This window comes from Caballeronia hypogeia (assembly GCF_001544875.2).
GTDB classification, from domain to species: domain Bacteria; phylum Pseudomonadota; class Gammaproteobacteria; order Burkholderiales; family Burkholderiaceae; genus Caballeronia; species Caballeronia hypogeia.
The window spans coordinates 203,954-222,794 of sequence record NZ_FCOA02000010.1; the positions used below are offsets into that span (position 1 = coordinate 203,954).

The 18,841-nt window shown below is 64.7% G+C and carries 17 protein-coding genes and 1 pseudogene; 9 read left to right on the forward strand and 9 right to left on the reverse strand.

Features of this window, described 5'->3' with window-relative positions; translation table 11 throughout:
- Window positions 1-55: 55 nt before the first annotated feature.
- From AWB79_RS17470 to AWB79_RS17480, 3 genes are all read right to left on the reverse strand, one after another.
- Window positions 56-259: a DUF1289 domain-containing protein gene (locus AWB79_RS17470; RefSeq protein ID WP_061168669.1), complete on the reverse strand. Its 204-nt coding sequence runs from the start codon at window positions 257-259 to the stop codon at window positions 56-58.
- 68 nt (window positions 260-327) lie between these two features.
- Complete coding sequence (locus AWB79_RS17475; RefSeq protein WP_096031554.1) at window positions 328-1,515, reverse strand: phospholipase A; 1,188 nt, start codon at window positions 1,513-1,515, stop codon at window positions 328-330.
- 207 nt (window positions 1,516-1,722) lie between these two features.
- Complete coding sequence (locus AWB79_RS17480; protein ID WP_061168670.1) at window positions 1,723-3,060, reverse strand: Nramp family divalent metal transporter; 1,338 nt, start codon at window positions 3,058-3,060, stop codon at window positions 1,723-1,725.
- Between the two features lie 603 nt (window positions 3,061-3,663).
- On the opposite strand from AWB79_RS17480, the gene AWB79_RS17485 reads away from it, so the two are divergent.
- The 4 genes from AWB79_RS17485 (at window position 3,664) to AWB79_RS17500 (ending at window position 7,777) form a co-directional block, all read left to right on the forward strand.
- The gene (locus AWB79_RS17485; RefSeq protein ID WP_096031558.1) at window positions 3,664-4,755 is read left to right on the forward strand and encodes a polyamine ABC transporter substrate-binding protein; all 1,092 of its coding nucleotides are present in this window, start codon (window positions 3,664-3,666) and stop codon (window positions 4,753-4,755) included.
- A 126-nt stretch (window positions 4,756-4,881) separates the two neighbouring features.
- A complete protein-coding gene (locus tag AWB79_RS17490) occupies window positions 4,882-6,057 on the forward strand; it encodes an ABC transporter ATP-binding protein (protein ID WP_374728551.1) in 1,176 nt (391 codons plus the stop codon).
- Window positions 6,054-6,962: an ABC transporter permease subunit gene (locus AWB79_RS17495; RefSeq protein ID WP_061168673.1), complete on the forward strand. Its 909-nt coding sequence runs from the start codon at window positions 6,054-6,056 to the stop codon at window positions 6,960-6,962. Before AWB79_RS17490 ends, AWB79_RS17495 begins: the two co-directional genes overlap by 4 nt.
- Window positions 6,962-7,777 carry an ABC transporter permease subunit gene (locus tag AWB79_RS17500; protein ID WP_061168705.1) on the forward strand — a complete coding sequence of 272 codons (816 nt, stop codon included), beginning with the start codon at window positions 6,962-6,964 and terminating at the stop codon, window positions 7,775-7,777. The genes AWB79_RS17495 and AWB79_RS17500 overlap by 1 nt, the downstream gene beginning before the upstream one ends.
- Before the next feature lie 50 nt (window positions 7,778-7,827).
- On the opposite strand, the gene AWB79_RS17505 is transcribed toward AWB79_RS17500, so the two are convergent.
- The 5 genes from AWB79_RS17505 to AWB79_RS17525 all read right to left on the reverse strand — a co-directional run bounded on the left by AWB79_RS17505 (window position 7,828) and on the right by AWB79_RS17525 (window position 13,340).
- Window positions 7,828-8,835 carry a threonine/serine dehydratase family protein gene (locus tag AWB79_RS17505; RefSeq protein ID WP_061168674.1) on the reverse strand — a complete coding sequence of 336 codons (1,008 nt, stop codon included), beginning with the start codon at window positions 8,833-8,835 and terminating at the stop codon, window positions 7,828-7,830.
- Between the two features lie 25 nt (window positions 8,836-8,860).
- Window positions 8,861-10,090 carry an acetylornithine deacetylase gene (gene argE / locus AWB79_RS17510; protein ID WP_061168675.1) on the reverse strand — a complete coding sequence of 410 codons (1,230 nt, stop codon included), beginning with the start codon at window positions 10,088-10,090 and terminating at the stop codon, window positions 8,861-8,863.
- Window positions 10,091-10,204: 114 nt separating this feature from the next.
- A complete protein-coding gene (locus AWB79_RS17515; RefSeq protein WP_061168676.1) occupies window positions 10,205-11,443 on the reverse strand; it encodes an MFS transporter in 1,239 nt (412 codons plus the stop codon).
- Between the two features lie 31 nt (window positions 11,444-11,474).
- Window positions 11,475-12,557 (reverse strand): hypothetical protein, encoded by a 1,083-nt coding sequence (locus AWB79_RS17520; protein WP_374728549.1) that lies wholly within the window; start codon window positions 12,555-12,557, stop codon window positions 11,475-11,477.
- A gap of 288 nt (window positions 12,558-12,845) precedes the next feature.
- Window positions 12,846-13,340 carry an ankyrin repeat domain-containing protein gene (locus AWB79_RS17525; protein WP_374728552.1) on the reverse strand — a complete coding sequence of 165 codons (495 nt, stop codon included), beginning with the start codon at window positions 13,338-13,340 and terminating at the stop codon, window positions 12,846-12,848.
- 495 nt (window positions 13,341-13,835) lie between these two features.
- Between AWB79_RS17525 and AWB79_RS17530 the strand changes: the two genes are divergently transcribed.
- Window positions 13,836-14,495 (forward strand): DUF938 domain-containing protein, encoded by a 660-nt coding sequence (locus AWB79_RS17530; RefSeq protein ID WP_374728550.1) that lies wholly within the window; start codon window positions 13,836-13,838, stop codon window positions 14,493-14,495.
- A 22-nt stretch (window positions 14,496-14,517) separates the two neighbouring features.
- On the opposite strand, the gene AWB79_RS17535 is transcribed toward AWB79_RS17530, so the two are convergent.
- Window positions 14,518-15,447 (reverse strand): DMT family transporter, encoded by a 930-nt coding sequence (locus AWB79_RS17535; protein WP_061168679.1) that lies wholly within the window; start codon window positions 15,445-15,447, stop codon window positions 14,518-14,520.
- A gap of 98 nt (window positions 15,448-15,545) precedes the next feature.
- Here AWB79_RS17535 and AWB79_RS17540 point away from each other — a divergent pair, with 98 nt between their 5' ends.
- The 4 genes and pseudogenes from AWB79_RS17540 to AWB79_RS39120 all read left to right on the forward strand — a co-directional run.
- A complete protein-coding gene (locus AWB79_RS17540) occupies window positions 15,546-16,466 on the forward strand; it encodes a LysR family transcriptional regulator (protein ID WP_061168680.1) in 921 nt (306 codons plus the stop codon).
- Window positions 16,467-16,612: 146 nt separating this feature from the next.
- Window positions 16,613-17,770 (forward strand): Rieske 2Fe-2S domain-containing protein, encoded by a 1,158-nt coding sequence (locus tag AWB79_RS17545; protein ID WP_061168681.1) that lies wholly within the window; start codon window positions 16,613-16,615, stop codon window positions 17,768-17,770.
- Between the two features lie 83 nt (window positions 17,771-17,853).
- Window positions 17,854-18,126 (forward strand): hypothetical protein, encoded by a 273-nt coding sequence (locus AWB79_RS17550; protein ID WP_061168682.1) that lies wholly within the window; start codon window positions 17,854-17,856, stop codon window positions 18,124-18,126.
- 557 nt (window positions 18,127-18,683) lie between these two features.
- Window positions 18,684-18,841, forward strand: a pseudogene (locus tag AWB79_RS39120) (porin); the annotation flags it as partial.

Genomic DNA, 18,841 nt, shown 5'->3' on the forward strand with positions numbered 1-18,841 from the left:
GTCCGCCGGTCCCCATCTTATACGACGGAAGCATTCCGCAAGACGGCGCGAAAGTTCACAACCTGTCATTTCGGAACCGCATCGCCGTGCCTTCGCGCTTGATCCGCTCCCAGATCGCGCGCTTTTCCTCTTCGTTCAGAAACACCCAGTTGGACACCTCGCCGGCCGTGCGGCCGCAGCCTTTGCAGACTTCGTCGAAGAGCGTGGAGCAAACGCCGATGCACGGGCTATCAGGCAGGTCGTGAAGATTCGAAGACATTGGACTCACTCTTGACCGCGTCATTGCTAAAAAAGGGCGACAACACGGCGGAAAAATCGTAAAAAAACTCAGCGCGCGATACTGTAGCCTATCCGCGCGATCCAGTGATGTCGCTGGTTGTAGTCGAGGATGTCCTCACCATAACCGTTGAAATAACTGACGAACAGATAGCCGCCCCAGGCGCTGCCAATCAGCTTCGCGAGCGGATACGTCAGTTGCGATTCGACGCTGCCGTACCAGTGCTTCGTGCCTTTGCGCAAGGTCGTCGCGAGCTGCCAGCCATCCGGGCTGCCGTACTTCACAAGAAAGTCCACATAGCCGCGATAATCCGCGATGTCCTCGTTGCCCGCCTTCGAAAGGTAGTAATAGAACTTCGGCGAGAGCGTCAGGTGATTGCCGTTCAGGTCGCCGAAATCCCACGTCGGGCGCACGAACGCGATGTTGATCGCGCGTGAATCGTCGCCGCTCTTGCCATTCGACTCGTGCCCGATGCCCGCCGCCACGCCCATGCGCGTGAACAGCGAACTCTTCCAGCCGGTGTCCTCCACGTAGTAGAACAACTGCGGCTGAAAGCTGATGTCGCGAAACGGCACGGACTCGGCCGAGAGATTCCAGATCGCCGTTTGCGTATAGCCGAAGTAGAGGTTGTCGAGAAAGCCGCGCGAGCGCGGATCGTCCGGCAGATGCAGCCGGTACTTGAAGCTGAACTGGAATTTCGCGAGGTTGTCGCCGTTCTTGCCATCGGCGAAATAGGACGGTTCGAAGGTCGAGAAGCGGCCCGAGAGCATGGTGTCGTTGGTCGACGCGGGCAAGGGCGCTGCGTTTGCCGCGGCGCTCGCGCTCGCGGCCTGCGCGGGCGTCGTCGCCTGCGTTTCTCGTTGTTCGGCCGCCGCAACCTGCAACTGCGTTTCGCCGCGATTGAGCGTGACCAGCATCGGCGACGCATCGAAGCCCACCGGGTCGATCTTGACCGTGCCGCGCGCCGCGTCGGGCCACGGCGCGGAGAAGCGCACGCGGCGATACTGGCCCGGCGCGAGCCGCAGACGATCGGGCACGGCGGGATCGCGCGCGAGAGTCAGCGGCGCTGGCGGCAGGTCGCCGTTGGTGAGATTCACGGTGAGTTGCTTCGGTACTTCGACAGCGAGGGGCTTTGCGTCGTCATCGGTGTAAAGCAGCGTCAGTTCGAGCGGTTGTGCGGCGGCGGCTTCCCGTGCGGGCTGAAGCACGGCGACCGTGGCGTGCGCGACGCCGGTCATGCAAAGCCCGGCGAGAAGAAGTGAGATCGAACGAGGGGCGGATTTCAGAAAGCGCGGTCGTAAGCCGTGGGGCATGTAGTTCGGTTCCAGTTCGAGCGGAGCGAGGGCGCGCGGATCGCGAGCCAGAAAGCTGTGGGAGCACGCGCCGGGCCAGCTTCCCGAAATAGATACGAAAGCGACTTGAAACCCGCCACCTGAAACCCGCGCTCAGGCCGCAAACGCCGCCTGCCACAACATCGCGCCGTTCAACGCGACGATCACGCCCGCGCAAGCCCAAGCCAGCGCGAGCGGCACGCGCGCGACGCGCCAGCGGCCCATCAGCCCGGCGTCCGAGGCGAAGCGCACAAGCGGAATCACCGCAAGCGGCAATTGCAGGCTCAGCACCACTTGGGTGGCGACCAGCAAGGCATTCGAGCCGTGCTGGCCGAAACTCGCGACAGCCATGAGCGCGGGACCGATCGCGAGGGCGCGTGTCACGAGCGCGCGCGCCCAGCGCGCCATTTTCAGGCGCAGAAAACCTTCCATCACGGCCTGGCCGGCGAGCGTGCCGGTGACCGTCGCATTCAGGCCGCAGGCAAGCAGCGCCGCGGCGAACACCGCGCCCGCCCAATGACTGCCGACGAGCGGCGCGATCAGCCGGTGCGCGTCGGCGAGATCATCGACTTCCGTGTGGCCGTTCGCGTGGAACACCGAGGCCGCGACCACCAGCAGCGACGCGTTGACGACGAACGCCAGCCCGAGCGACGAGAAAGTGTCGATGTTCACGCCGTGCAGCGCGCGTCGGATGGCCGCGTCGTCGCCGACGTTCGCGTGTTCCTTGACCAGCGCCGAGTGCAGATAGAGGTTGTGCGGCATGACCGTCGCGCCGAGGATGCCCGCCGCGAGCCACAGCATGCCGGCGTCACGCACCAGTTCGCGCGACGGCGCCATGCCGCGCAGGGCGTCGCCCCATGCGGGATGCGCGAGCGCCAGTTCGATCACGAAGCAAAGGCTCACGAACAGGATCAGCATCGTTACGGCGCATTGCAGAGGGCGTCTGCCGCGGCTTTGCAGCGCGAGCATGGCGAAGGTGGCGAAGGCGGAGATCAGCACGCCCGCCGTGAGCGAGAGGCCGAAGAGCATCTGCAGCGCCACGGCGCTGCCGACGACTTCGGCCACGTCGCATGCGATGATCGCGATCTCGCACGCGATCCACAGCATGAACGTCATGCGCCGGCTGTAACGCTCGCGACACAGTTGCGCGAGATCGCGTCCGGTCACCACGCCCACGCGCGAGGCGACCCATTGCAGCAACACGCCCATCAGACTCGCGAGCAAAACCACGCACAGCATCGCGTAGCCGTAGCGCGCGCCGCTCGCGAGCGCCGTCGCCCAGTTGCCCGGGTCCATGTAGCCGACCGCGACGAGCGCTCCCGCGCCCGCGAACGAATACCAGCGTCCGTGCGGGCGCGAAGTTCGCGTGCGCTCGTCGCCGTTTGCCACGGGCGCTTGCGCGTCGGAGTTCGCGGCGGACAACCGGGCGAGTGCGGACGGATTGGTGTTCATGCGATAGCAGCCTCGAATAGCGGAGTAACGGCGGCGTCGTGCCTGTAGCACGAACATGCAGCAGCGTGCGTTGCCGGTTCAGGACGCGCCGCGACGGCGGCGCACGGCGAATTGGCTCGCAACAACTGTTCCGCTGGCTATTCGTTGGCTCGGCGCGAAGGTGGCGAACGCGCTCGCGACGCTCGTCCGAAAGCATGGACGGCGGCGCGCGGCGGCATCCCGGCGACCGATCACGAATAATGACATTGCATTGGCCTTACACGGCGTCGCGCCACTTTGACGAGTGTGGTTTTATCAGGTGCCGCAGCAGCCGATTAGGGGCTAAAATGCGCCGTCTTTGCGCCTGCCGCCGAGCCCCCGAAAACCTTGGGGAAGCGCGCACAGCAAGACTGCGGGGCCGCAATGCGCCAGGGCCTGTCCATTTTGCGCGACAGGCGGCGCATTAATTTTTGTCGCACTTGCGTTTAATGGTAGTTTTCGGGGTTTTAAAGGGAGTCGCGGGCCACAAACGGGCGTCAGGCCGTACGCCGGGTCCGCGCGGCACGACGCCGTGACAAGTCGGAACAAGGGAGAATCGAGATGAACGAGAAACTGGCGCGCCCCATGGCGAAGCTGGCGGGCGCACTGGCATGCGCCGCGATGTTGACTCCGCTCGCAGCGTCGGCGAAGGACACGCAATTGAACGTGTACAACTGGTCGGACTATATCGCCAAGGACACGATTCCCAACTTCGAGAAGCAGACCGGCGTCAAGGTCAAGTACGACAACTACGACAGCGACGACACCCTGCAGGCCAAGCTGCTCACCGGCAATTCCGGCTATGACATCGTCGTGCCGACGTCGAACTACGCCGGCAAGCAGATCGCCGCCAACATCTTCGCGCCGCTCGACAAGTCGAAGCTGCCGAACCTCAAATATCTCGACCCCGACCTGATGAAGCTCGTCGAGGGCGCGGACCCCGGCAACAAGTACGTGGTGCCCTGGGCGTACGGCACGACCGGCCTCGGCTACAACGTCGACAAGGCAAAGAAGATCCTTGGCGCGAACGCCGAACTCAACAACTGGGACATTCTCTTCAAGCCCGAGAACATCTCGAAGCTGAAGGCGTGCGGCGTCTCGGTGCTCGACGCACCGGACCAGATGTTCGCGGCCGCGCTGCATTACATCGGCAAGGATCCGATGAGCACGAACCCGGCCGACTATCGCGAGGCGCTCGCGATGATGAAGAAGATCCGCCCGTACATCACGCAGTTCAACTCGTCGGGCTACATCAACGACATGGTGGGCGGCGACATCTGCTTCGCCTTCGGCTGGTCGGGCGATGTGGTGATCGCAAAGCATCGCGCGATCGATGCGAAAAAGCCGTTCAAGATCGAGTACTACATTCCGAAGGGCGGCGCGCCCGTGTGGTTCGACGTGATGGCGATTCCGAAGGACGCGAAGCACAAGGACGCGGCGCTCGAGTGGATCAACTACATCGAGACGCCGCAGGTTCACGCGGCGATCACCAACGCGGTGTATTACCCGAGCGCCAACGCGGAAGCGCGCAAGTACGTGGACAAGGACGTGGCGAACGACCCGGCCGTGTATCCGCCGCAGGACGTCATCAAGACGCTGTTCCTGTTGAAGCCGCTGCCGCCGGAAATCCAGCGCCTGCAGACGCGGCTCTGGACGGAATTCAAGTCCGGCCGATGAAACTGGCAAGCCGGTTATTCGTTTGAATCGACGAAGCCCCTGGACCGCCGGGGGCTTTGTTCGTGGTCGCGGCGCGGCGCGCGGCGAGCCACACAGGACACATGGAAGCAAGGAGTCGAACAGGCAATCATGAGTGAGCAGTCGAGCGCGTTCAAGGCAGCGCCTAATTCCGGCCGGCGAGAGCCGGGCAGTTTCCCATCGGACCTGGGCACGGACGACAGCTTCGTGCGGATCGTCGACGTCGTGAAGAAATTCGGCGAGACGACGGCTGTGCGGGGCGTCAATCTTTCGGTGAAGAAGGGCGAGCTGTTCGCGCTGCTCGGCAGTTCGGGCTGCGGCAAGTCCACGTTGCTGCGCATGCTCGCCGGGCTCGAGTCGGTGACCGAAGGACAGATTCTCATCGACGGCGAAGACCTCGCGAAGATGCCGCCGTACAACCGGCCGGTGAACATGATGTTCCAGTCCTACGCGCTGTTTCCGCACATGAGCGTGGAGTCGAACGTCGCGTTCGGGCTGAAGCAGGAAGGCGTGAAAGGCGGCGAGCTGAAGGATCGCGTTCACAACGCGTTGCAGCTCGTGCAGATGGCGCAGTACGCGAAGCGCAAGCCGCATCAGCTGTCGGGCGGTCAGCAGCAGCGCGTCGCGCTCGCGCGCAGCCTCGTCAAGCGTCCGAAGCTCCTGCTGCTCGATGAACCAATGTCCGCGCTCGACAAGCAGATTCGCCAGCGCACGCAGATCGAGCTCGTCAACATTCTCGATCAGGTCGGCGTGACCTGCATCATGGTCACGCACGATCAGGAAGAGGCGATGACCATGGCGAACCGTCTCGCCGTGATGAGCGAAGGGCAGATCGTGCAGCTCGGCACGCCGCACGAGGTCTACGAGTATCCGAGCAGCCGCTTTTCGGCGCAGTTCATCGGTTCGACCAATCTCTTCGACGGCAATGTCGTGGAAGACGAGCCGGATCATATCTTCGTCGAATCGCCGGATCTGCCGGTTCGGCTGTATGTGAGCCACGGCATCACCGGGCCGCTCGGCATGCCGGTGTCCATTTCCGTGCGCCCGGAACGTATCGCGCTGATGCGCAAGCCGCCCGAAGGCACGTACAACTGGGGCCGCGGCAAGGTGACGAATATCGCCTACATGGGCGGTTACACGCTCTATCACGTGACGCTCGATAGCGGCAAGGTCGTGGTCGCGAACCTGTCGAGCCTCGCGATCGGCGAGATCGATTCGCCCACGTTCGACGACGAAGTCTATGTTCGCTGGAGCGCGTCCGCGGGCGTGGTGCTGACGTCATGATGTCCAGGCTGCTCAATCGCTTCGGCATCAGCGGGCGCACGCTGGTCATCGGCGGGCCGTATCTGTGGCTGCTTGCGCTGTTCTTCGTGCCGTTCCTGCTCGTCGTGAAGATCAGTTTCGCGGACAGCCAGCTCGGCATTCCGCCGTACACGGACATCGTGAAGATGGAAGAGGGCGTGATGCACATCGCGCTCGACTTCGCGCATTACGCGTTCCTCGTGCAGGACAGCCTGTACTTCGCGACCTACATGAACTCGCTGCTGGTCGCGGCGATTTCGACGCTGCTGTGCCTGCTGCTCGGCTATCCGATGGCGTATTACATCGCGCGCTCGAATCCGGCCTCGCGCAACATCCTGATGATGGCGGTGATGCTGCCGTTCTGGACGTCGTTCCTGATCCGCGTGTACGCGTGGATCGGCATTCTCAAGAACAACGGCTTGCTGAACAACTTTCTGATGTCGATCGGTCTTCTGCATTCGCCGATCGAGCTGTATCACACGAACATCGCGGTGTATATCGGCATGGTGTATTCGTATCTGCCGTTTCTCGTGATGCCGCTGTACGCGCATCTCGTGAAGATGGATCTCACGCTGCTCGAAGCGGCCTATGATCTCGGCGCGAAGCCCTGGAAAGCGTTCCTGCAGATCACGCTGCCCTTGTCGAAGAACGGGATTATCGCGGGCTGCCTGCTGGTGTTCATTCCGGCGGTGGGTGAGTACGTGATTCCCGAGCTGCTCGGCGGCGCGGACACGCTGATGATCGGCCGTGTCATGTGGAACGAGTTCTTCAACAACGCCGACTGGCCGATGGCCTCCGCCGTCACCTGCGCGATGGTGCTCCTGCTGCTCGTGCCGATGGCGCTTTTCCAGCACTTCCAGGCGAAGCAACTGGAGGAAAAGCGATGATCAAGCCCAGCCGCCCGTTGCAAATCACCGCGCTCGGGATCGGGTTCGCGTTCCTGTATATCCCGATCCTGAGTCTCATCGTCTATTCGTTCAACGACTCGCCGCTCGTCACCGTGTGGACCGAGCCGTCGCTGAAGTGGTATCGCGCGCTCGTCAACGACGACGAACTCATCAACGCGGCGTGGCTGTCCTTGCGCATTGCGTTCGTCACGGCGTGCGCGTCGGTCGTGATCGGCACCTGGGCGGGCTTCGTGCTGGCGCGCATGGGGCGCTTTCGCGGCTTCACGCTCTACACCGGCATGATCAACGCGCCGCTCGTGATTCCCGAGGTCATTCAGGGCATTTCGCTGCTGCTCTTGTTCGTCGAAATGGCGAAGCTGATCGGCTGGCCGGGGCGTGGCTTCTTCACGATTTTCATCGGCCACGTGATGCTCTGCATTTCGTATGTCGCGATCATCGTGGAGTCACGCGTGCGGGAGCTCAATCCGTCGCTGGAGGAAGCCGCGCTCGATCTCGGCGCCACGCCTTTGCGCGTGTTCTTCTCGATCACGCTGCCGCTGATCTCGCAGGCGCTGGTCGCGGGCTGGCTGCTGTCGTTCACGCTGTCGATCGACGACCTCGTGCTGTCGGCGTTCCTGTCCGGTCCCGGTTCGACGACACTGCCGCTCGTCGTGTTCTCGCGCGTGCGTCTGGGCTTGAATCCGGAGATGAACGCACTGGCGACGCTGTTCATCGCGTTGGTGACGATCGGTGTGCTCGCGGCGAATTACTTCATGCAGCGCAGCGAGCGGCGCAGGCTCGCGGCGGTGCTGTAACGCTTGTAGCGCCTGAAAAGAACGCGGCCCCTGACGGGGCCGTTTGCGTTTCAGACGACGTTCGACAGATGCTTGTGAAAGGTCGCCGGATCGGTGTTCGTCCCACACAAGAGCACGCCCACGCGCTTGCCTTGCAGACGTTCGCGCAGCGGCCCGAGCAGGGCGGCGGTGGCGGCCGCGCACGCCGGTTCGACCGCGAGCTTGAGCTCGTTGAATAGCTGCAGCATGCCGTGACGAAGCGCGTCGTCCGACACGGTCACGATCTCGTCGATATGCCGTCGGCACAGCTCGTAACTGTACTGCTCGGTATGCGGCGCCATCAGCGAGTCGGCGATGCCGTGCATCGCGCCCATCTTGATCGTGTGATTCGCCTCGAAGCTGCGTTTCATCGCGTCCGAGCCGTCCGGCTCCACGCCGTACACACGCAGCGATGGATTGGCAAGTCGCATCGCCGTGGATACGCCGGCGGCGAGCCCGCCGCCGCCGATCGGCAGAATCACCGCATCGAGATCGGGCGCCTGCGAGGTCCATTCGTAGCCGAGCGTCGCGGTGCCGAGCACGGTGCGATAACCGTTGAACGGATGGATGAATACGCGTCCTTCCTCCGCTTCCACGCGCCGCACGACATCGAACGCCTCGGCCACGTTCTCCGCGAACACGACTTCCGCGCCGAAGCGCCGGCACAACGCGACGCGCGCCGGGCTCGCGCTCTTGATGATGACGACCTTCGCCCCGACGTCCATGCGCTGCGCGGCATACGCGACCGCGACCGCGTGATTGCCCGCCGACACGCAGGTGACGCCCGCCGAGCGCTCGCTGTCGGTGAGCGCGAGGATGTTCGAGAACGCCCCACGCGCCTTGAACGTGCCGCTCGCCTGCAGCAGTTCGAACTTGAACGTGATCGGCGTGCCTTCGAGCGTCGGGAAGTCGTGGCGCTCGAAGGTCGGCGTGCGCGCGACCCACGGCGTGAGCGCCATGTGCTGCTCGGCGATTTCGTCGAGTGTCGGAATCGGCGTGCCGTCGATCGTATTGTCGGAATGCTGCGTGGCGGTGGACATGGCGGTTCTTGTGCTCTCGATGAGATCAGCGCGCCTGTGCTTCGACGGACATGCTGTGGATGAACTTGCCCAGGAACGCCTCGCACTGCGCCAGTTGTTCCAGCGACACGTACTCGTTCGCCTTGTGCGCCTGCTCGATATTGCCCGGCCCGCACACGATGCTCGGCACGCCCGCGTTGGCGAACAGGCCGGCCTCGGTGCCGTACGCGACCTTGCGCTTCTCCTGATTCTGCGTGAGCGCCCGCACGAGTTGCGTGATCGCGGCCTGTTCGGTGGCGTCGAGGCCGGGCGCGGAGGCGAGCTTCGTGAATTCGATCGCGGCGCTGCCATGTTCCTTCAGCATCTTCGGCAGCAGCGTGTCGTGCGCGTACGATTCGATGCGCCTGAAAATCTGCTCGGGGTCGATGGTCGGCAGATTGCGGAACTCGAACTCGAAGTTGCATTCGGCGGGCACGGTGTTGATCGCGTTGCCGCCTTTGATCGTGCTCGTCTGGCCGGTGGTGAAGGGCACGTCGTACAGTTCGTCGAAGGGACCTTTCGCGCGGTATTCATCGACGAGATCGCGGATATGGCAGATGAGCCGCGCCGCATATTCGATCGCATTGAGTCCTTTCGGCGTCAGCGACGAATGCGCCGCGAAGCCGCGCACGCAGCAGTGATACGTGTTGATGCCCTTGTGGGCGATGACCGGGCGCATCGACGTCGGTTCGCCGACGATGCAGCCGTCCGGCTTCACGCCGCGCTTTTGCAGCTCGGCGATCATCAGCGGCGCGCCGGCGCAGCCCACTTCTTCGTCGTACGAAAGCGCGAAGTGGATGGGTTTGGCGAGCTTCGTCGCCTGCATCTTCGGCAACATGGCGAGCGCCGCGCCGATGAAACCCTTCATGTCGCATGAACCGCGGCCATACAGCAGGCCGTCGCGGACTTCGGGCTTGAACGGGTCGCTCTGCCAGTCCTGACCGTCGACGGGCACGACATCGGTATGACCCGACAGCACGATGCCGCCATTGGTTTCGCCGTCGTGCGCGGGCACGGTGGCGAAGAGATTGGCCCACTGGCCGCGCGGATCGGTGGTAATGACGGCGTCGACGCCGGACTTGCGCAGTTCGTCGCGGACGGTCTCGATCAGGCCCAGATTCGGATTGCGGCTGACGGTGTCGATGGAAACGAGGCGCTCGATCCAGGGGAGCGAGGCCGGTGTCGGAGCGTTGGAGGATGAGGCTTCGAGATGCGCCGAATCAGCGATCTGTGACATATTTTGACTCCTGCGGATAGAGTTCGATCATAGCCCAAATGCGGCGCGGACGGCCGCGCGGGGACTTGTGGCCGGGCTTTCGTGGTCCTCGAAAGCGCAGGAAAGCCCGGCGATCTAGACCTTCACCGGTGGCTTCTCCGTCTCCTCGAGCGCATGCGTGGGGCGCGTCTCGGGCATGGCGAGCCACACCATGACGACCGCCAGCGCGCCCGCGCCCGCGAGCCCGAAGAAGCTCATCGCAGTGCCGAACCGGTCGGCGGCAAATCCGGCCGCCGCCGTGGATAACGTGGCGCCGACGCCGGCCGCAAGCCCGAAAAAGCCGATTGTCAGGTTGTAGTGTCCGCGCCCACCCGCGACGTCGGCCGCAATCAGCGGCAGCATCACGCCGAACACCGCCGCGCTGATGCCATCGAGCATCTGCACCGGCACCAGCAGGTAAGGGCTGCTCACGCCGGCAAACAGGATAGCCCGCACCGGGAGCGCGCAAAAGCCGAGTATCAGCACCGGCCTTCGCCCCCACTTCTGCGCCTGCCGTCCGACCCACGGCGACATGGCCGCAACCAGGAACTGCGGCACGATGATGCACGCCGCGATCACGAGTTGAACGTTGTCGCCCATGTGCGCAGTCACTTCGCCGGCGGCGAGATTCAGCATCGCCGCGTTCGAGAGGTGAAACAGCACCACGCAGGCCGCGAAAATCAAAAGCCGCCGGTCCTTGAGCAGCTCGCGCAACGATTCGCGCTCTTCGCCTTCAGGCGTCAGTTTCGGCTTGCCCGGCGGCGCGCGCGGCACGACCGGCGGCGCATCGTAGTGGATCATGCGCAGCGCGACGATCGCCGGCAGCGCGAGCGCGGCCGTCAGGAAGAACACCGAGCGCAGGGACAGATACTCGCCGAACGCGCCCATCAGCGCCGCGGTCAGCGCACTGCCTATCGACGCCCAGCGCGCATTGCGTCCGAGCCGGTCGCCGAGATCGGCGCGCGAGACGAGGGCGAGCGAGATCGCGGCCATCGCCGGGACGAGCATGCAGCTCGCGAAGCCGTGCAGCACCTCGGCGGCGAACACGGGGACGAAGGTCGGACTCGCGGCGAGCAAAAGCGCGCTCACGATGATCGCGACGATCGCGGAGAGCGCGGCGAACTTCTTGTTGCGCATTGCGTCGACGAGCGCGCCTGCCGGCAACTGGCTCGCCATCGCGCTGATCGTGCCGACGGAGAGCATCAGGCCGATCTCGCCCTGCGTCCACTTGTTGGCCGCGAGGTACGAAGCAATGAAAGGGCCGAAGCCGGTCTGCACGTTGGCGACGAAGAAGTTCAGCCAGTCGAGCGCGCGCAGACTGCGTGCAATTACCATGTTGTGAATCTGTTCTCGATGTCGTTATCCGTTATCTGGCCGGATGCGCGCCCGAAGCGGGCGCCCCCGATACCGCGCCCGACGCCGTCGCGCCGGCGGCCCCCGACGATGCCGGCGCCGACGCCGCGCTCGCGGCGGATGCCGGCGCGGGCACGACCGGCGACACGATCTTGATCGGCTGCTCGGGGGCGTAGGTCGGTGTGGCCTTCAGTTGCGCGTCATTGAAATCCATCTGCAGTTGCCATTGCTTGTTGCGTGAGAGAACGTGCAGGTCGCCCCAGTTGGCCGCGACATGGCGCTTGTCGCCCGCGAGCGAACTGGAGAGATCGAGCACCAGCGCCTGTGGCTGCGCCTGCGAATCGACCAGCACGTCCACCACGCGTCCGATGCGCGCGCCGTTCTTCTGCGTCACCGTCGAATCGACGAGTTGCAAGAGATTCGCGGGCGCGTCGGTGACGGTCTGCGGCTTCGGCACCGGCTCGGCCGGCTTGCCCTTGGCGGGCGGCGGAGGCGGCACGAAGGTGATCGGCGCGGTCTTCGAGTTGGGCGTGAAGCGGAAGGCCGTCCACGGGAAGTTGACCTTGCGGTCGCCGACGCCCATGAACCCAGCCAGATTGACCATCAGCAGCTTTGGCTTCGCGGCGGCGTCGATATACATGTCCACCGCGCGGCCGACGATCTTGCCGTCGGGCCGTTGCACCTCGGCGTCGAGCAGGCCGTGCACCTGTTCGTGCTGCATGATGCGCGTCGAGATGATCTGCGGCGGTGGCGGCGGTTCGGGCGGCTCGGGCGGTGGCGTGACGGCGGGCTCGGGCGGCTTCGGCCTGACGACGCGGCGCTTGGGCTTAGGCGCGGGCGCTGGCTTCACCGTGGACGCGGGCTCGGGCGCCTGCACGGCGGGCAAGGGCTCCTCGGGTTCGCCGGAGCCGGCCTCGTCGGGCGCCGGGATATAGGAGTGCTCGACGATCGGCGCGGGCGTCTGCGGCTGTATCACTGAACACGCGGACAGCGCGAATGCGGCGGCGATGGAAAGGCTCGTCGTGAGCCGCAACGTGTGCAGCGCGCGCGGAATCGAACTGAATAGCGCGGCGATGAAGGCGGCCGCGTGCAGCATGAGGCGCGCCGCCAAGCAGCGCACGCGATCGCCCGTGCACGACGGATGCGCTCTTCCACGCGTGTGAAGGCCGGCCGACTGCGCATCACCCCGATGCGAAATACCGCCTGTCATCGCAAAAGCTCCATGGTTCCGAGTTACCTGCTTGTCCTGTTAGTTGGTCGGATCGTAGCGACACGCGCGCCGGCTCGTTGGTTCGTTGCAGGCGCGCGGCGCAGGCGGATTGAATCGTGCATGCAAAGAACCAGCTTTGCGGCTGCGTTCGTTCCTGTGCTCATCGACGATGCTTCACGCGTCTGGTGCATCGGTCGCCCTGGCGAGCCGCGCGGCGGTGTCGGGCGCGCCCATTTTCTCGGCGGCGTCGCGTGCGGAAAAACCGCCGGCGTCGCGCGCGTCGGGGTCGGCGCCGCGTGCGATCAGCAAGTCGACGATCTCGACTCGATTGAACATCGCCGCGATCATCAACGCGGTGCGTCCGTCGGGCGATGCGCCTTCCACGCTCGCGCCGTGATCGAGCAAAGTTTCGATCACGGCGGCGAAACCCTTGAACGCCGCGCCCGCGATCGGCGTCTGGCCATTGTCGTTGCGCAGGTCCGGGTCCGCCTTGTGCTCCAGCAGCACGCGCACGGCATCCGCATGGCCATGGTAGCTCGCGAGCATGACGAGGCTGTCGCCCTTGTCGTTGCGCAGGTTGGGCGGCAGGCCCTTTACCAACAGCGCATCGAGCATCGCGGCATCGCCGCGGCGCGCCACGTCGAACACTTCGCTCGCGAACGCGATCATGTCGGCGTCGGGACCGTCGTTCGATGCATTGGCGTCTTTGCCGTCGGGATCATCCTGCATGGTTCACTCCATTTCGATCGCGCCGCGTGCGCGGTCCTGTGTGGTCGGGATGCCTCGCGTGCCCGCAGTCCCTCCGTCTCTTTAGCGGGTATTTTGCATGCGTGTGGAATGCATTCAATCTGGCATTCGAAATGCAATCCGAATGCATGCAAAACGCAAACGCATGCGGGTGCGCGTAGCCGCGATCGGCCGCCTAAAACTGCCGGCCGCGGCGCGGAATCAACCGGGAGCATACACAGGTTTGCTCGCCGGCCGCGTATTCACCCGGGACAGGGCAGCGCGAAGCGCGTCATCCGGTAGCACGAAACGCGCCATCCCGTAGCACCTTCACTGCCGTGATTGCTCGCCGCGATACACCACGCTTGACGCTGCGCCGCGCGAGCGCTTAGCCTCGATGCGACTCTCGCCATCCACGCACGCACAGCGCCCCCGCACATGACGCACACCAATCAGCCCCCGTCCGGCATGAACGACGCCGCATCCGGTTCCGACGCGACGATCCGCCGGCGCGCGCCCGCCGCCGAACGTAACCGCGACGCGATTCTGGCGGTCCTCACGCGCGTGCTGCCCCGAAGCGGCGTCGTGCTGGAGATCGCGAGCGGCACCGGTCAGCACGCCGTGCACTGCGCGACGGCGTTGCCCGACATCGTCTGGCAGCCGAGCGATCCCGATGCCGGCGCGCGCGATTCGATCGCCGCGTGGCGCGCTCACGCAGCGCTCGCGAATCTCAACTCACCGCTCGCATTGGACGTGATGAGCGACGACTGGGGCATCGCGAAAGCCGCGGCCATCGTGTGCATCAACATGATCCATATCGCGCCGTGGGAAGCCGCATGCGCGCTGTTTCGGGGCGCAGGCGCGCGACTGGACGCGGGGGGCGTACTGTACCTTTATGGGCCGTACCGGCGCAATGGCGCGCATACCGCGCCGAGCAACGAAGCCTTCGATCAGCAGTTGCGCGCGAACGATCCGCGCTGGGGCGTGCGCGACATGGAAGCGGTCGAGGCATTGGGCGAGGAGGCCGGTTTCAGGATCGCGGAGAGCGTGGCGATGCCGGCCAACAACTTCAGTCTGGTGTTCGTGAAGCGCGAATAGCGCACGCGGCGCTCATGCCCGCTTACGCCCGCTCTGGGCGCGTCGCGAACATGCCGCTCCATGGCACCGTGGCCATCAGCGAGGCCGCGACGATCATCGCGCCGCCGATCCAGCCGGTCGTCGAGACGTGCTCGCCGAGCCAGGCGCTCGCGAAGAGCGCGCCGAAAGCGGGTTCGCTTCCCATCAGCAAGGAGACGCGTGTCGGACTGCTGCGGCTGATCGCGTAGTTCTGCGCGAAGAACGCGAAAAGCGTGCATGCGCCAACCAGATAGAGCACCGAGCCCCAGAACACGCCGTGACCGGACAGCGCGGGCAGCGGCTGCCACTGCGAGGGCGCGAACATCAACGCGATCAGTGCGCTTCCCGACGCGACGACGCCCGCCTGCACGGCCGTCACCGTGAGCGCCGGCAGAGGTGCGGCGCGCAGCACGCGCTTGGTCACGCAGACCGTCAGCGCGCGCAGCACGGCGGCCACGAGGATCAGTCCATCGCCCGGGTTGAAGTCGAAGGCGAGGGCGCCGTCGCCGGCGAGCAGCCATGCGCCCGCGAACGACACGCCCACCGCGAGCCATTCCGACGAACCGGGCCTGCGCTTGAGCAGCGCCCATTCGACGAGCGGCGTCAGCACCACGCACAGGCTGATGAGGAACGCGGCGTTCGCGGCACGCGTGTGCAGCACGCCGAAGGTCTCGGCGAGGAAGATCGAAAGCAGCAGAAGACCGAGAACGAACACGCCGCCGAGCGTCGCGGCGCTCGCGCGTCGCAGATGCCGCAGATTCATCGCGAGCAGCGCAAAGGTGATTCCGAAACGCAGCGCCAGCAGCGCGAGCACGGGATAGAACGCGAGCGCGCTCTTGACGATGCCGTAGCTGCTGCCCCACACCATCGCGACGGCGAAAAGCAGCAGATCGGATATGGGCAGCAGGCGTCGGACGGTCGATTGGGTTGTCATGCGTCGGCTCCTCGGATGTGGGAGCCGTCATTGTCGAATGGTGCAGCTGGCGCGATAATCGGGTTCCGATGCATAGACTTATTGTCGAGAATGCACAAATGAACCCCGCCGATCTCTTCGATCTGTTGCCCGACATGGCCGTGTTCGCACGCGTGGTCGATGCGGGCAACTTCTCGGTCGCCGCACGCCAGCTCGGCAGTACGCCATCCACGGTCAGCCGCCGCATCAAGCGGCTCGAGGAGGCGCTCGCCACGCGGCTGCTCGAACGCTCGACGCGCAAGGTCCGCGTGACGGAATCGGGCGATCAGGTCTACCGGCATTGCCGTGACATGGCGGCGGCCGCGTCGGGCGCGGTCGATGCAGCGGGACGTTCGTCGGGCAAGCCGCAGGGGCGTGTCGCGCTGTCCGCGCCGACGGCGTACGCGAAATCCGTCATTCATCCGCTCGTGCCGGCGTTTCTCGCGGCGTTTCCCGACGTCGACCTGCAACTCGTGTTCACCGATCACGACGTCGATCCGCTCGATAGCGATCTCGATCTCGTCATCCGCGCGACGAGTCATCCGCCGCAAGGGCTCGCGGCACGGCAGCTCGGGCGTGTGCGCTGGCTCTTGTGCGCGTCGGCGGACTATTTGCGGGAACGCGGCGCGCCCGCGCATCCGCGCGAACTCGCGCAGCATGTCTGCATCCCGCTGGGCGAAACCGCCGACGACAACCGCTGGCGCTTAACGAAAAGCGGCGAGACCGTGACGGTCACCGTGCGCGGACGTTATATCGCCAACCACGCGGGCGCGCGGCTCGAAGCGGCGGAGGGCGGTCTGGGCATCGCGACGTTGCCGGAGTTCGCCGCCCGCGACGCGCTCGCCTCGGGCAGCGTGCAGGTCGTGCTCGGTGACTGGGAAATGCAGGCGCGCGCATATCAGGGGCCGGTGTGGCTGCTGTATCCGCCGAACCGCTTTCTGCCGCCGAAGGTGCGCGCGCTGATCGATCATCTGCACGCGCATCTCGGGCAGCAAGCGTGACGCCCAGGCTCATGGGCGTATTCCCCAGCGAGCGGGCCTGCGCCGAAACGAGAATCGCCGTGTAGACTGACTGCGAATGGTCGTTCATTGCGCCGCATGGGAACGCGGCGCTCCATCCGATCTCCATTTCACCGGAGGCGTCGTACATGCACGCAGCGTTGCCGCAAGGCGAGCAGGAAGCCGGTTCCATCGACACATCGTCCAGGCCGCCGCGCGATCTGCGTCGCGTCGACATTCATCCCGATCACTGGTATCCGCTCGCGTGGTCGCGCGAAGTGAGGACCGGCCGTGCGCATGGCGTGCGCTTCGCGGGCGAGCCGATCGTGCTCGTGCGCACCGCATCGGGAAATGTGTTCGCGCTGGAGGACCGGTGCGCGCATCGGCAGGTGCCGCTGTCGGCGGGCGTCGTCGACGGTGAATCGATTCGCTGCTGCTATCACGGCTGGACCTACGACTGCACCGGCCGCTGCACCGATATTCCCTATCTCGGCCGCGAGCGTCTGCCCAACGGCGTGCGCGCGTATCCGTGCCGCGAGTCGGGCGGACTCATCTTCGTGTTCACCGGCGACCCGGCGCTCGCGGCAACGGCGAAGTTTCCCGAGCTCGGCTCCGTCACCGATCGCGCCTACAAGACGCGCCGCTTCGGCGGCGAAGTGAAGTGCCACTACACGTTCATGCACGAGAATCTGATGGACATGAACCATCAGTTCCTGCATCGCCGGCAGATGGGCAGCATGCGCGCGCGTTCGCTCGGACGGCGGCGCGGCGAGGACTGGATCGAGGTCGATTACACCTTTGAGCGCGAAGCGGGCAAGCAGCCGATCGGCGAGGCGCTGGTCTTCGGTCAGAAGCGCGGCGCCGCCCCCCGCGACGATCAGCAAGACGTGATGACGATCCGCACCGAGTATCCGTATCAGACGCTCAAGATCCGCACGAAAGACGACACCATGGTCATGGACCTGTGGATTGCCTACGTGCCGCTCGACGCCGAGCAGCGCACCAATCGCACCTTCGGGCTCTTGTCGGTTCGTCGCCCGAAGGTGCCGTTCGTGCTCGACGCCGCCTGGCCGCTCCTCGTGTGGTTCACCGAACGCATCTTCACGGAAGATCGCTGGATCGTCGAGCGCGAGCAGGAGGCGCATGACCGGCAGGGCGCGGATCACAATCATGAGGTATTTCCGGTGATCATCGAGTTGCGCGCGCTGCTGATGGAGCGCGGCGTGGCGCATGGCACAGGAAAGAGCGCGGGCGAGCCGCGGCGCGTGCATTTCATCCAGCCGGTGCAGGAGCTGCCCGCGTCGTGACGCGGGCAGCGATCCGCGATTTGCGCGCGCGGCGTCGTGGCGCTATACAGAAAGCTAAAGACCATCTACGGAGGATCATCATCATGAACAGCGACCCGACCGAGCCGCGCAAAGATGCATCGGAGATCGGAGACGCCCACCCCGAAGTCGAGCATTTCAACGCGGCGATCTCGCACGTCGACGAGTCCTACGCCGCAGGCAAGATGGCCGCGGGCGCGGCGAAGGGCATCTTGTACAGCATCATCGAAACGCTCGGCACGCTGGTCGGAGATCCGGACTTGCCGGCGCACGCGCGCTCAGGCTACGAAGGCCTGCTCGAAACGGCACGCGAGCTGCGCGCGAAAATCGAGCATTAACAGATTTGTACGGGCAATGTAAGGATGCCCCGAGAACGCCCGGAGCTATATCTACGTCGGCGCAACGTCGGATTAATTTACATATTGCTTTCGTTGCGCGGTCGTTTTCTCGACGCCTGAATCATCGTTTGACGCGGCGCGCGCGTGGTTGCGTCGCACCGCTGGTCAAGTCATCATCCCGCCCCGATAGTCGCCGCGAGCCTTGCGCTGCAACATTCGCGACAGCCTTCTCCGTCAAGCTCCACCTCTTCCCAAGACGCGCGCCGCCGGCCCTGAGCGGCGTTGCAGCACGCCCGTGAAGCCGCTTCTACGCCATCTTTCTGTCAGCTCGCCGTCAGTTTCGTGCCCGGTTGCCTAATATCTGCAAGACAGAAAATACTGGTTAACCAGACAGTGAAAAAAAACGACACAGAATTGCGTCTTTCTTTCGCATTCTGTCTGTAAGCCATACACTTGCGCTCGATAAAAGTTACGAGTTGAAACATAACTAAGCCGTTATTGCGGCACCGGTTCCAAGACTCGCACGGAAGTAACCGCCCACCGCTTGAGGAGAAAAAATGAAGGGTTTCACGATGACCAAGGTCGCAATCGTCGCAGCCACGGCGTTCGCAGCCGCTGCGCCGGCGTTCGCGCAGAGCAGCGTCACGCTGTACGGTATCGTCGACGATTCGATCGTCTACCAAAGCAGCCAGACGAACCTGGCCAAGACGAACCC